The organism is Actinomyces acetigenes (assembly GCF_031296635.1).
Lineage (GTDB): Bacteria > Actinomycetota > Actinomycetes > Actinomycetales > Actinomycetaceae > Actinomyces > Actinomyces acetigenes.
Genome location: NZ_JASPFC010000004.1, coordinates 107,990 through 121,646, shown reverse-complemented (window position 1 = coordinate 121,646; position 13,657 = coordinate 107,990). Strand labels below are relative to the sequence as shown.

At 69.4% G+C, this 13,657-nt stretch carries 14 protein-coding genes; all 14 read left to right on the top strand.

The window, feature by feature from the left end:
* Nucleotides 1-64 precede the first annotated feature (64 nt).
* Nucleotides 65-2,116: a threonine--tRNA ligase gene (gene thrS, locus RIV14_RS02755; protein ID WP_075372277.1), complete on the top strand. Its 2,052-nt coding sequence runs from the start codon at nt 65-67 to the stop codon at nt 2,114-2,116.
* Nucleotides 2,109-2,723: an HIT family protein gene (locus tag RIV14_RS02750; protein WP_075372278.1), complete on the top strand. Its 615-nt coding sequence runs from the start codon at nt 2,109-2,111 to the stop codon at nt 2,721-2,723. Before thrS ends, RIV14_RS02750 begins: the two co-directional genes overlap by 8 nt.
* Before the next feature lie 117 nt (nt 2,724-2,840).
* Entirely contained in the window at nt 2,841-3,473 is a 633-nt protein-coding gene (gene pgsA / locus RIV14_RS02745; RefSeq protein ID WP_075372279.1) for a phosphatidylinositol phosphate synthase, read from the top strand.
* Nucleotides 3,470-4,468: a phosphatidylinositol mannoside acyltransferase gene (locus tag RIV14_RS02740; protein WP_075372280.1), complete on the top strand. Its 999-nt coding sequence runs from the start codon at nt 3,470-3,472 to the stop codon at nt 4,466-4,468. Before pgsA ends, RIV14_RS02740 begins: the two co-directional genes overlap by 4 nt.
* Nucleotides 4,465-5,646: a glycosyltransferase family 4 protein gene (locus RIV14_RS02735; RefSeq protein ID WP_070663058.1), complete on the top strand. Its 1,182-nt coding sequence runs from the start codon at nt 4,465-4,467 to the stop codon at nt 5,644-5,646. The genes RIV14_RS02740 and RIV14_RS02735 overlap by 4 nt, the downstream gene beginning before the upstream one ends.
* A 32-nt stretch (nt 5,647-5,678) precedes the next feature.
* A complete protein-coding gene (locus tag RIV14_RS02730; RefSeq protein WP_081379596.1) occupies nt 5,679-6,446 on the top strand; it encodes a hypothetical protein in 768 nt (255 codons plus the stop codon).
* A 4-nt stretch (nt 6,447-6,450) separates the two neighbouring features.
* Nucleotides 6,451-7,752 (top strand): PrsW family intramembrane metalloprotease, encoded by a 1,302-nt coding sequence (locus RIV14_RS02725; protein ID WP_075372281.1) that lies wholly within the window; start codon nt 6,451-6,453, stop codon nt 7,750-7,752.
* 163 nt (nt 7,753-7,915) lie between these two features.
* On the top strand, nt 7,916-8,818 hold the full coding sequence (gene pdxS / locus RIV14_RS02720; RefSeq protein WP_075372282.1) for a pyridoxal 5'-phosphate synthase lyase subunit PdxS: 903 nt from the start codon (nt 7,916-7,918) through the stop codon (nt 8,816-8,818).
* On the top strand, nt 8,815-9,522 hold the full coding sequence (locus tag RIV14_RS02715; RefSeq protein ID WP_428978857.1) for an NUDIX hydrolase: 708 nt from the start codon (nt 8,815-8,817) through the stop codon (nt 9,520-9,522). Before pdxS ends, RIV14_RS02715 begins: the two co-directional genes overlap by 4 nt.
* 48 nt (nt 9,523-9,570) lie before the next feature.
* On the top strand, nt 9,571-10,269 hold the full coding sequence (gene pdxT, locus RIV14_RS02710) for a pyridoxal 5'-phosphate synthase glutaminase subunit PdxT (RefSeq protein WP_218638387.1): 699 nt from the start codon (nt 9,571-9,573) through the stop codon (nt 10,267-10,269).
* Nucleotides 10,270-10,313: 44 nt separating this feature from the next.
* Complete coding sequence (locus RIV14_RS02705; RefSeq protein WP_070663053.1) at nt 10,314-11,078, top strand: YebC/PmpR family DNA-binding transcriptional regulator; 765 nt, start codon at nt 10,314-10,316, stop codon at nt 11,076-11,078.
* Between the two features lie 71 nt (nt 11,079-11,149).
* Nucleotides 11,150-11,755 (top strand): crossover junction endodeoxyribonuclease RuvC, encoded by a 606-nt coding sequence (locus tag RIV14_RS02700; RefSeq protein ID WP_256699271.1) that lies wholly within the window; start codon nt 11,150-11,152, stop codon nt 11,753-11,755.
* Nucleotides 11,756-11,869: 114 nt separating this feature from the next.
* A complete protein-coding gene (ruvA, locus tag RIV14_RS02695) occupies nt 11,870-12,523 on the top strand; it encodes a Holliday junction branch migration protein RuvA (RefSeq protein ID WP_075372285.1) in 654 nt (217 codons plus the stop codon).
* Entirely contained in the window at nt 12,516-13,556 is a 1,041-nt protein-coding gene (gene ruvB, locus RIV14_RS02690; RefSeq protein WP_070663110.1) for a Holliday junction branch migration DNA helicase RuvB, read from the top strand. Before ruvA ends, ruvB begins: the two co-directional genes overlap by 8 nt.
* Nucleotides 13,557-13,657: the final 101 nt, after the last annotated feature.

The following is a 13,657-nucleotide window of genomic DNA, read 5'->3' as shown; positions in this document are numbered from 1 at the left end:
TCGCGGCCGAGCCGGGGTGCACCAGTACAGCGCCCCGCACCGATGCAGTAGAGGAGACGAGCCCGTGTCAGACCAGCCCAAGATTGAGATCACCCTCGACGGCGCGCCCTGCACCATTGAGGCGGGCAGCACGGGGGCGCTCCTCCTGCAGGACGCCGTCAAGAAGGACGGCGTCGTCGCGATGCGCGTCAACGGCGAGCCCTGGGACCTGGAGCGCCAGATCCCGGCCGGCGCCGTCGTCGAGCCGATCACCCTGTCCAGTGAGGACGGACTCAACATCCTGCGCCACAGCGCCACCCACGTCATGGCCCAGGCCGTCCAGGAGATGTTCCCGGACGTCAACCTGGGTATCGGCCCCTTCATCACTGACGGCTTCTACTACGACTTCGGAGCCATCGACGCCGTCACCCCCGAGATGCTGCGCGAGATCGAGAAGCGCATGAAGCGCATCGTCAAGGAGGGGCAACGCTTCGTGCGCCGCGACATCACCGAGGCCGAAGGTCGTGAGGAGCTGGCCGACCAGCCCTACAAGCTCGAGCTCATCACCACCAAGGGCGCGGGTGCCGAGGGCGCCTCGGTCGAGGTCGGCGCCGGCGGGCTGACCATGTACGACAACGTCCGACGCGACGGCAGCGTCGCCTGGACCGACCTGTGCCGCGGCCCGCACCTTCCCTCGACCCGCCTCATCGGGCAGGGCTTCGCGCTGACCAAGTCCTCGTCGGCCTACTGGAAGGGCGACCAGTCCGGCGACTCCCTCCAGCGCATCTACGGCACTGCCTGGGCGACCAAGGACGAGCTCAAGGCCTACCAGACCCGCCTGGCCGAGGCCGCCAAGCGTGACCACCGCAGGCTCGGCGCCGAGCTCGACCTCTACTCCTTCCCCGAGGAGATCGGCCCCGGCCTGGTGGTCTTCCACCCCAAGGGCGCCATGCTGCGCCACCAGATCGAGCAGTACGTCGTCGAGCGCCACCTGGACTACGGCTTCGACTTCGTCCACACCCCCGAGATCTCCAAGGGCGGGCTCTTCCACACCTCGGGCCACCTGCCCTACTACGCCGACACCATGTTCCCGCCCATGCTCGCCGACGAGGAGCGCGACGCCGAGGGCAACATCACCAAGGCCGGCCAGGAGTACTACCTCAAGGCCATGAACTGCCCGATGCACAACCTCATCTTCCGCTCCCGCGGGCGCTCCTACCGCGAGCTGCCGCTGCGCTTCTTCGAGATGGGCCACGACTACCGCTACGAGAAGTCCGGCGTCGTCCACGGGCTCACCCGCATGCGCGGCTTCACCCAGGACGACTCCCACACCTACTGCACCCCGGAGCAGGCCGGTGAGGAGATCCGCGCCCAGATCGACTTCTTCCTGTCCATCCTCCAGGCCTTCGGACTGACCGACTTCTACCTCGAGCTGTCCACCCGGGATGAGGACGGAGCCAAGAAGGACAAGTTCATCGGCTCCGACGCCGACTGGGCCGCCGCCACGCAGGCCCTCCAGAACGCCTGCGACGCCTCCGGCCTGAAGGTCGTTCCCGACCCGGGCGGCGCCGCCTTCTACGGCCCCAAGGTCTCGGTCCAGGTCAAGGACGCCATCGGCCGGACCTGGCAGATGTCCACCATCCAGTACGACTTCAACCAGCCCGAGCGCTTCGACCTGGAGTACACGGCCGCCGACGGCACCCACCAGCGTCCCATCATGATCCACTCAGCCAAGCTGGGCAGCGTGGAGCGCTTCATCGGGGTGCTCACCGAGCACTACGCGGGGGCCTTCCCCGCCTGGCTCTCCCCGGTGCAGGTCCGCCTCATCCCCGTGGCCGAGGCCTTCGACGCCTACGTCGACGACGTCGCCGCCCAGCTGGGCGCTCAGGGAGTGCGCGTCGAGGTGGACCACTCCGATGACCGCTTCGGCAAGAAGATCCGCAACGCCTCGAAGGACAAGATCCCCTTCACCCTCATCGCCGGGGGAGAGGACGCCGAGGCCGGTGCCGTCTCCTTCCGGTTCCGTGACGGTCAGCAGACCAACGGCGTGCCCGTCAAGGAGGCCGTGAGCCACATCGTCAGTGTCATCAACGCCCGTATCAACGACCCGGCAGGGGAGAAGCTGCACAGTGACTGAGGAAGCGACTGGAGCGACGATCAGCGCCCCCGGAGCCGGTGACCACGTCGAGGTGGAGGCGCCCTTCTACCACGAGGGCGCTCCGCAGGCCTTTCAGCGTCTGTGGACCCCGCACCGCATGGTCTACATCGGGGGACAGAACAAGCCCTCGGACGACACCCCCGCACAGTGCCCGTTCTGCACCGGGCCGGAACGCGATGATGAGGAGGCCCTCATCGTCCACCGGGGCCAGACCAGCTACGTCATCATGAACCTGTACCCGTACAACACCGGTCACCTGCTGGTGTGCCCCTACCGGCACATCTCCGACTGGACCGAGGCCACCGCGCCCGAGCGTCAGGAGATCGGTGAGCTGACCGCCACGGCCATGAGTGTCGTGCGCTCGGTGAGCCACCCCCACGGATTCAACCTGGGGATGAACCAGGGCGAGGTCGCCGGTGCGGGGATCGCCGCTCACCTCCACCAGCACATCGTGCCGCGCTGGAAGGGGGACGCGAACTTCATGCCCATCATCGGCCGGACCAAGCCCGTGCCCCAGCTGCTCGGCGAGCAGCGGGACATGCTCGCCGCCGCCTGGTCCGCCCGGACCGGGCAGAGCGGGGACTGATCCCCTTGGCCCTCCTTGACGCACTCCGCCAGGATGAGGGCAACCCCTCCGTCCCAGTCCATCCCATGCCATCACGGCTCGTCTCTCTGACTGCTTCACCCGAGACCTAAGGATCTCATGCTCGGCAACCACGGCCGCGGCCTGACCAAGGCCCTGTTCACCCGTCCCGCCCTCGCGCTCGGGCGGCTCGGGGTGACCCCCAACATGCTCACTGTCACCGGAACGGTCCTGTCCGTGACGGCAGCGGTCACACTGCTGCCGCAGGGGCACTTCGTGGCCGGGCCCCTCGTCCTGCTCGTGGTGCTGGTGGCCGACTCCTTCGACGGCATTCTGGCCCGAGCCACCGGGAAGAGCTCAGTTTTTGGAGCCTTCCTGGACTCCACCATGGACCGTCTCGCCGACGGGGCCGTCCTGGGCTCCCTCGCGGCCTGGGCGGCCCTGTCCATGCCCACCGGCGTGCTGCGCACCATGACTGTCGCAGCGGCCCTGGTCGCCGTCGTCATGGCGGCCACGGTTCCTTACGCCCGGGCGCGGGCCGAGTCCATCGGCGCCACCGCCTCCGTGGGGATCGCCGAGCGCACCGACCGGCTCCTCGTAGCGCTCGGCGCCACCTTCATCGTGGGGCTCGGGGCTCCCCGGTGGGTGCTCACCATCGGTCTGCTCTACGTGGCGATCGCCTCCTTCATCACCGTGATCCAGCGCGTGCGCACCGTCTCCCAGCAGGTCCGTCAGGCGGATGATCCGGCATGAGGCTGCGCCTTCCCGCCGTCTCCGATGCCTACCGCCTGGCCTGGCGCGGTACCCGCCACCTGCCCGCGCCGGTGGGCTACGGCCTGGCGCACACCGTCGCGGACGCGCTGTGGGCCTGGCAGCGCCTCAGGCGCTCCGCCACCGGGGTGGGACAGCTCGAGCGCAACTTGGCGCGTATCCTCCCCCCGGGGACACCGCCACGTGCTCTGCGCCAGGCCACCCGAGCCGGCATGCGCTCCTACATGCGCTACTTCTACGAGGCCTTCGCCCTGCCCGGAATCACCCCGGAGCAGGTCCTCGCGCGCGTGCGCACCGACATCGACCCCCAGCTCCATGAGGACGTGCGCGCCGGCAGCGTCGTCATGGCCCTGCCGCACATGGGCAACTGGGACCTCATCGGAGCCTGGGCCTGCCGTGAGCTGGCCACCGTCCTGACCGTCGCCGAGCGCCTGGAGCCCGAGGAACTCTTCGAGCAGTTCGTGTCCTTCCGTCAGTTGCTGGGCATGCGCATCATCGGCCAGGCCCACGGGGAGAAGGTCTTCGACCGTCTCCTGCAAACGGCGAGCCAGGGGCACTACGTTGTCGCGCTCCTGGCCGATCGGGACCTGTCCTCGGCTGGCATCACCGCGCGGCTGGGCGGCGCCACCGCCCGGGTGGCCGCCGGTCCCGCGGCGATCGCCCAGCGCCTGGGACGCCCCCTGTACGCCGCCTCGATCCACTACGAGCCACTGAGCGGCCAGCGACGCCGCCTGGCCGGATCGCCCTGGGGGCTCGTGCTGACCGCTCGCAGGGTTCCGGCGCCCCGGCAGCTGGAGGGACGCGAGCAGGTCGTAGCGCACACTCGCGCCTGGGTCGCCGCGCTGGAGCCCCTGATCGCCGAGCACGCTGAGGACTGGCACATGCTCCAGCCCGTCTTCGACGCCGACCTGGACCAGGAGCGCCTGGCTCGCAGCCACGCCCGTGACCAGCAGGTCGCCCACGAGGAGGACGCATGAGGATCGGTATCGTCTGCCCCTACTCCTTCGACGCTCACGGAGGAGTCCAGGTCCACGTCATGGACCTGGCCAGTGAGCTCTTCCGCCGTGGCCACGAGGTCCAGGTCCTCGCGCCAGCCTCCCAGGACACCGACCTGCCGGACTGGGTCACCAGCGCCGGCGACTCCATCGCCATTCCCTACAACGGCTCGGTGGCGCGGCTCAACTTCGGTGCCCTCGTGGCCAGGCGGGCCCGACGCTGGCTGGATGCCGGGGACTTCGACATCCTTCACATCCACGAACCCATCACCCCCAGTGTCGGGATGCTGGCCCTGCAGGCCGCCACCGGACCGGTTGTGGGCACCTTCCACGCCGCCATGGACCGTTCGCTCGCCCGCGAGCTGCTGAGTCCGGCGACGGTGCCGCTCATGGAGAAGCTCTCGGCCCGCATCGCCGTCTCGGAGGAGGCCCGCCGCACCCTTATCCAGTACCACGGCGGTGACGCCGTCGTCATTCCCAACGGCGTCAATGTGGGGCCCTTCGCCGACGCGCCCAAGGACGACCCCCGGTTCCGGGGCACGGACGAGGCCCCCACCATCTCCTTCCTGGGGCGCCTGGACGAGCCCCGCAAAGGACTGCGGGTCCTGGCTGACGCCATCCCGACGGTGCTGGAATCGGTGCCGGGAGCGCGCTTCCTCGTCGCAGGACGAGGGCAGGCCCAGGAGATCCGTGAGGAGCTGGCCCGCTTCGGTGACTCCGTGGTCTTCCTGGGAGGGGTCAGCGACGAGGACAAGGCCGCCATGCTGGCCTCGGCCAGCTGCTACGTGGCCCCGCAGACCGGAGGGGAGTCCTTCGGCATCGTCCTGGTGGAGGCCATGGCCGCCGGTACCCGGGTCATCGCCTCCGACCTCAAGGCCTTCTCCGACGTGCTCGGCGAGGGCCGTTACGGGGCGCTGTTCCACAACGAGGACGGCGGTGACCTGGCCCGAGTCATCATCGATACCCTGCAGGACGCCACCGCCGCCCAGGCCCGCGTCCAGGCAGCCAGTCAGGTGGTCGGCCGCTACGACTGGTCCGCGGTCACCGACGAGGTCCTTGACGTCTACGACATGGCTCTGTCCACCGCCCACACCCGGGTGGAGCCCGCCCCCGGTTCGCGCACCATGCTGGGCCGGCTGCGCGATGCCCTGGATGACTAGCAGCTGATCTCAGGAGTGATGAGGAATCGACCATGGCAGCAACCATGACGACGGCCATGACGCAGCCCGTTGATATCCCGGCCGGTGCGACTACTGCCCTACCAGCGCTCTCCTCCGCGGGGACCGGTGTGACGACTGCGCCGATGTGGAGCATCGTCGTGCTGCTGATCGGGCTGGCCGTGGCCACCGGGTGGGCCCTCTATGCCAGGGCGGTGCGAGTCGACCGGCTGCACCGGCAGGTGCTGGGAGCCCGAGCCACGCTTGAGGCCCAGCTCGTGCACCGGGCTGAGGCCGCGGCGGAGCTGGCCACCGTCCCGGCCCTGGATCCGGCCTCCGGACTGCTGCTCAGCCGGGCCGCCCGCGAGGCACTGGATGCCGAGGGGCCTCTCGTCGACGACGGTCTGGACACCTCCACGCCTCTTGAGGGCACCCCTTCTTCTCATCCTGCCTCAGGCGGTGCAGCGCTCCCGGCGCCAACCACCCGCAGCCGGGCCCTCATCGAGTCCGATCTCAGCAGGGTTCTGCGGACAGTGGTCTGCGAGCCCGCACGCCGCGAGCTGTCCGCCGACCCACTGAGCGTGCCCGCGCTCAACCGCCTGGACCGGGCCTGCTCCCGCCTGGTCCTGGCCCGCAGGTTCCACAACACCCACGTCAGTGAGGCCCAGGCGCTCAGGGGACGGCTACTCGTCCGGATGTTCCACCTGGCTGGGCACGCGCCCATGCCCCAGACCTTCGACGCCGACGACGACACTACCCCCGAGACGCAGCCCGAGCGCGACGACGAGGTGCAACCGAGGTGAATCCATGAGCATGCCCCCCAGTCCCTGGGCCCCCCGCCCCGGATACCAGCGCTCCAGCGCCCTGCCGCAGATCTCAGCCGATTCCGGTCCCCTTACCGGAGTCGGGCAGCGTTACCAGGTTCATCGTGACTCTCAGGGCACGCATCCTTCGCGGGACTCAGATTCTCAGGATGGCCGGCAGCAGCACGCGCAGGTGGCCTCCCTCATCCCACCTGGCATCCCGGCGAAGGTCGGGGCACTCGTCATGCTGACCGCGATCGTTCTCTTCTCCCTGTACACCCTGTATTTCTTCTCAGGGCTTCGTAAGGACTTCGGGCCGGTCGTGCTCCCGTCATTTCTGTTGGCGCTCATCCCGCTATGCGGTGTGCTGGTGGTCACGATGCTGCTCGCGGGAGTGTTCTGGTACGTCCGCTGGGAGCCCAGGCCTCCCGGGGCGTTCACAGCGGTCACTCTCATAGTGGCATTCCTGTGGGGGACGAGCGTGTCCACCCTGTGCTCCATGGTGGTCAACGGCTGGGTGGCTCGGGTCGTCACCGAGGCCATGGGGGACCCGGGCGCGGCCGGTGTGATTTCAGCGCCTCTGGTTGAGGAGCTGACCAAGGGACTGGGTGTCCTGTTCGTCTTCCTCATCTGGCGCCGCGCGATCAATGGGACGATTGACGGGGTCGTGTATGCGGCGTTCACTGCCGCCGGATTCGCCTTCGTTGAGAATATTCTCTACTTCGTTCAGGGATGGGAGTACGTGAGGACCATTTTCGTCATGCGCGCACTGCTGTCTCCATTCGCTCACCTGACGTTCACGGCTTGCACGGGGGTGGCCATCGGCGTCTCCTCTCGCCGGCGGTCCCAGTACGCTTGGGCGTGGATGGCTCCTGTGGGCCTGGTCGGTGCCATTGTGCTTCACGCGACCTGGAACGGGTTCGTCGCCGAGAACTTCGGGGTGTATCTGCTGCTTCAGTTCCCCTTCTACGCTCTGTGCGCTGGGCTGGTCTCGTGGTTGCGTTGGAGTGAGCGCCGGTCCATGCGCCGGGGGATAGAGGACTACGCCCACGCCGGCTGGTTCTCCCCGGCCGAGGTTCAGATGCTCACCACCGGTGGGGGGCGTCGGGCGGGCAGACGGTGGGCCGTCACCAGGGGGCCGCAGGCCGCAGCGGCCATGAACACGTTCCAGAAAGGCGCTGCGGAGCTCGCTCAGCTGCGCCAGCAGGCGGTGGACAGTCATGTTCAGGGCGAGCTGTCGGTCAAGGAGACCGAGCTGCTCACCCGAATCAGCTCGGCGCGCCGATCCTTCCTCGGGGCCGGCTAGGAGGCATCAGGAGCCGAATGTCCTGCGACGGTTCAGGTCTTGCTGCGCGAGTACCGGGGACTGTTGCGCAGGCACGGAGTAGCATGCGCGGCGTCAGCATTTTCACGGAGACGTTGCTGTCGCCCCCGAGCGGCAGCCACGGCTCACGGCCAGAGGACCACGATTGAGCACAGAGCAGATCACACCCAGCACCGGCACCCTCACCGTCAAACGCGGCATGGCGGACATGCTCAAGGGTGGAGTCATCATGGACGTCGTCACGCCCGAGCAGGCCCGTATCGCTCAGGACGCGGGAGCCGTCGCCGTCATGGCGCTCGAGCGCGTCCCCGCCGACATCCGAGCCCAGGGCGGCGTTGCCCGCATGAGCGACCCCGACCTCATCACCGGCATCATCGAGGCGGTCTCCATCCCGGTGATGGCCAAGGCCCGTATCGGCCACTTCGTGGAGGCCCAGGTCCTCCAGAGCCTCGGCGTGGACTACATCGATGAGTCCGAGGTCCTCACCCCGGCCGACTACACCCACCACATCGACAAGCTGCCCTTCACCGTTCCTTTCGTGTGCGGAGCCACCAACCTGGGTGAGGCGCTGCGCCGCATCACCGAGGGCGCGGCCATGATCCGCTCCAAGGGGGAGGCCGGAACCGGGGACGTCTCCAACGCAGTGACCCACATGCGCACGATCCGCGATGAGATCCGTCGCCTGACCTCGCTGCCTGAGGACGAGCTCTATGTGGCCGCCAAGGAGCTCTCCGCCCCCTACGAGCTCGTCGCCGAGGTTGCCCGCACCGGCCACCTGCCGGTCGTGCTGTTCACCGCCGGTGGCATCGCCACCCCGGCCGACGCCGCCATGATGATGCAGATGGGGGCCGAGGGCGTCTTCGTGGGCTCGGGCATCTTCAAGTCCGGTGACCCCGCCAAGCGGGCCGCCGCCATCGTGCGCGCCACCGCTCAGTTCGACGACCCCGACGTCATCGCCGAGGTCTCGCGCGGACTGGGCGAGGCGATGGTGGGGATCAACGTCGACGAGATCCCCGAGCCCCACCGCCTGGCGGAACGCGGCTGGTGACCGGCTCCTCGCAGGACGCCGGTCACCTCGTCGTCGGCACGGATAACGGTTCCACCGGCCGCCTGGTCGGTGGACGCCACCCGGTGCTGGTCCCCGAGGACTGGGACCAGCACCTCGACGCCACCGAGTGGAGCCTGGGGGAGGACGGTCTGCCCTTCAGGACAGCTGCCCGGGTCCTGACCGTGACCCAGGACGGCGAGGTGCTGCTGCTGGTGGGGCACGACGCCGCGGACCCGGCTCACAGCTGGATCTTCACCCCGGGAGGAGGAATCCACAGTGGTGAGGACCCCCGTGCCGGGGCCGTGCGTGAGCTGGTTGAGGAATCCGGGATCGAGGTCGCCCCCGCGGACCTGGAGGGGCCCGTCGCCCACCGGGAGGCGATCTTCCGTTTCGCCTCGGTCACGTGCCGCCAGGACGAGATCTTCTTCCTCCTGCACCTGCCGACCCGGCGCCCGATCAGGAAGGACGGTTGGACGTGCCTGGAGCGCGACGTCGTCGACTCCATCTCCTGGTGGAACGTCGAGCAGCTGCGGGCCGCCCAGCAGCGGGGGCAGGAGATCTACCCGGTGCGCCTGCCCGAGATCGTGGGGGAGCTCGCCTCGGGCTGGAACGGCAGGCACCTCGACCTGACCGATCCGGTGGACTGCAAAGTCCTGGCCGAGCTCGCGATGAACCCGGCCCCTCACTTCGACCCCAGCACTTGAAGGAGCCCGATGACCGACCCGAGCCACCACCACCGCCCGGTCCAGACGATGGACGCCCGCCACCCCCGGGCGCTGTTCCCCGCGCTCGCAGCACCCGACTCCCGACCCACGATCGGGATCCTGGCCCTTCAGGGCGACGTGCGTGAGCACTCCTTGGCCCTCGAGGCGGCCGGAGCGCGACCCGTCGTCGTACGCAGCGCCGCCGATCTGGGTGACGCCCCCGGCGACCGGCTTGACGGCCTGGTGATCCCCGGTGGGGAGTCGACCACCATGAGCACGCTGCTGGTCGCCTTCGACATGCTCGCGCCCCTACGTGAGCTCATCGGTGCGGGCCTGCCCGCCTACGGGTCCTGCGCCGGGATGATCATGCTGGCCGACCGCGTCGAGGGGGCGCAGGAGGGCCAGGCCTTCCTGGGGGGCATCGACATGACGGTGCGCCGCAACGCCTTCGGCCGTCAGGTGGACTCCTACGAGGAGGACCTCATCGCCCCGGTACTCGGTGCGGGGCGGGACCGACCGCTGCGCGCCGTCTTCATCCGGGCGCCCTGGGTGGAGGAGGTGGGCCCGGGCGTCGAGATCCTCGCCACGACCCACGCTGGACGTGCGGCTGGGGTCGGTGGGGCCGACGGCGGTAGGATCGTCGCGGTTCGTCAAGGGGCCCTGCTCGCCACGTCCTTCCACCCGGAGGTCGGAAGCGACCACCGGGTCCACGACGTCTTCGTCTCCATGGTGACGCGCCGGGCCTGAGTACGTTCGGCCGCGCCCTCAGCATCGACTCCCAAGGAGCATTAATGTCGGGTCACTCCAAGTGGGCCACCACCAAGCACAAGAAGGCCGCCATTGACGCCAAGCGCGGCAAGCTCTTCGCGCGCCTCATCAAGAACATCGAGGTCGCCGCCCGCACCGGCGGCGGTGACCCCACCGGTAACCCCACTCTGTTCGACGCCATCCAGAAGGCCAAGAAGAACTCCGTGCCGGCAGACAACATCACCCGCGCCGTCAAGCGCGGCAGTGGCGAGGAGGCCGGTGGCGCCGACTGGCAGACCATCATGTACGAGGGCTACGGCCCCGGAGGGGTCGCCTTCCTCGTCGAGTGCCTCACCGACAACCGCAACCGGGCCGCCTCCGACGTGCGCGTGGCCTTCTCCCGCAACGGCGGGAACCTGGCCGACCCGGGCTCGGTGGCCTACAACTTCACCCGCAAGGGCGTCGTCGAGGTTGCCAAGGCCGACGGCGTGGACGAGGACTCCATCCTCATGGCCGTCCTGGAAGCCGGCGCCGAGGAGGTCGAGGACATGGGCGAGTCCTTCGAGATCTACTCCGAGCCCGGTGACATCGTCGCTGTGCGTACCGCCCTGACGGAGGCGGGGATGGACTACGACTCCGCCGAGGTCCAGTTCGTCGCCGGCACCAAGGTGGAGGTCGACATCGAAGGAGCCCGGAAGGTCTTCCGCCTCATCGACGCCCTGGAGGACTCCGACGACGTCCAGAACGTCTACACCTCGGTGGACCTCAGCCCGGAGGTGGCCGCCGAGTTCGCAGGCGACGAGGACTGAGCCCCCTGGACCTCGCCGACTCCCGGCCGCGCTCGGCTCGCGCCGTCGTCGCCCAGCAGCGGGTCCTGGGAATCGATCCCGGACTGACCCGCTGCGGTCTGGGATGCGTGGACGTCGACCCTCGCCGTCAGGTCCGCCTGGTGGAGGTTGGCGTGGTTCGCACGCCGCCTTCCCAGAGCCCCGAGCTGAGGCTGCTGACCATCACGGAGGCCATTGAGGACTGGATCGCCCGCCTGGGCCCCTCCGTGGTGTCCATCGAGCGGGTCTTCGCGCAGGACAACCTGCGCTCCGTCATCGGGGTCGCCCAGGTCATGGGCACGGCGATGGCCACGGCGGCGCGCGCAGGCCTGGAGGTCGCTCAGCACACGCCCAGCGAGGCCAAGGCCGCCGTCACCGGCTCGGGTACGGCTGACAAGACCCAGGTCCAGGCCATGGTCACCCGCATCCTCGGCCTCGACACCCCGCCCCGGCCGGCCGACGCCGCCGACGCCCTGGCCCAGGCGATCTGCCACGGCTGGCGCGGGGGCGGAACGGGGACGGACGATGCCACCGAGATGGTCTCCGCCGGGGGAGCGGTGCGTGTCTCAGCCCGCACGCCGGCACAGCGCCAGTGGGCCGCCGCCCAGGCCGCGGCCCGGCGCACCGGTGCCGTTGACCCGCGACGGGGGCGGCGCTGAAGGCACCGCCGAACTCAGGCTGCTAGGATCCGAACGTCTGTTCGAGCCCCGTCGGCGTCCGTCAAGTCGGCCTGAGGGCGCTCAACCCGCTGAGAACCCCAGGAGAAGTCGCCCATGATCGCCTCCCTGCGCGGCACTGTCCTCAGTGTCGGCCTCACCAGTGCCGTCATTGAGGCCGGCGGCGTCGGCATGAGTATCCAGGCCACGCCCACCACGCTGTCCGGCCTCAAGGTCGGTGAGGAGACCCTCGTCCACACCGAGATGGTGGTCCGTGAGGACTCGCTGACGCTGTTCGGCTTCGCCGACACCGATGAGAGGGACAGCTTCCGCACCCTGATGAGCGCCAAAGGGGTCGGGGCCAAGCTGGCGCTGGCGATGCTGGCCGTCCACACACCTAACGCGCTCAGGCGGGCCATCGCCTCGCAGGACGTCGCCGCCCTGACGCGGGTGCCAGGCCTCGGCCCCAAGGGTGCTCAGCGCGTCATCCTGGACGTGGCCGACAAGCTGGGCCCTGTCACCGGGGATGATCTCGGGACCACGCGGACCGCTGCGCAGATAGCCGGGGGGACGGAGACGATGACCGCAGGCGGTCCCGAGCCCCACGCCGACGTCGTCGCCGCCCTGGTGCAGCTCGGCTGGAACGAGGCCAGTGCGCGCCAGGCCGTCACCTCCGTGACGGCTGATACCGTCCAGGCCGACCAGGAACCGGACATGGCGGCACTGCTGCGGGCCTCCCTGAGATGGTTGGGGGGTGGGCACCGTGGCTGAGTCCGATGAGCTCGACCGGCAGCGCCTGGTCGGTGGCGGCGCCGATGCCACCGAGCGCGCCGCCGAGGCGGCCCTGCGGCCCAAGCGCTTGGAGGACTTCACCGGGCAGGAGGTGGTGCGAGGCCAGCTCTCGGTGGTGCTGCGCTCGGCTCTGGCCCGCGGGGTGACGGCTGACCACGTCCTGCTCTCGGGGCCGCCCGGGCTGGGCAAGACCACCCTGGCCATGATCATCGCCGCAGAGGTGGACGGCTCCCTGCGTCTGACCTCGGGACCGGCCATCCAGCACGCCGGAGACCTCGCGGCCATCCTGTCCTCCCTGGAGGAGGGCGACGTGCTGTTCATCGATGAGATCCACCGCCTGGCACGGACCGCCGAGGAGATGCTCTACCTGGCGATGGAAGACTTCCGCGTCGACATCGTCGTGGGAAAGGGTCCCGGGGCGACCTCCATCCCCCTGTCCCTGCCTCCCTTCACCGTCGTCGGAGCCACCACAAGGGCGGGTCTGCTGCCCGCGCCGCTGCGTGACCGCTTCGGTTTCACCGGGCACCTCGACTACTACGGGCCGGGCGAGCTCACCCGAATCCTCACGCGCAGTGCAGGTCTGCTGGGCGTGAGCCTGGAGGCTGACGCCGCCAAGGAGCTGGCCTCACGCTCCCGCGGCACACCTCGTATCGCCAACCGGCTGCTGCGCCGCGTCCAGGACTGGGCGGAGGTGCACGGTCAGCCTGGCCGGCTCGACCTGGCGGCGGCCCGCGGCGCCCTGGACATCTTCGAGGTCGACGCCCTGGGTCTGGATCGTCTGGACCGCCAGGTGCTCGAGGCCCTGTGCACGCGGTTCGGCGGTGGCCCGGTGGGGCTGACGACGCTGGCGGTCAGCGTGGGGGAGGAGCCCGAGACGGTGGAGACCGTGGCCGAGCCCTACCTGGTGCGCGAGGGGCTGGTGGTGCGCACCCCGCGGGGGCGGGCGGCCACGCCGGCGGCCTACAGTCACCTGGGACTTGAGCCCCCTGCCGAGGGATCATTGTTCTCCTGAGCGACAACCGGGTAATGTGATCACTTTGTAACCGGCTGGTACCCAGTTGTGCCCGACCACTCGCCAACGGTAGGTAAAGCTCTGGCCCACGTGCCATAGAC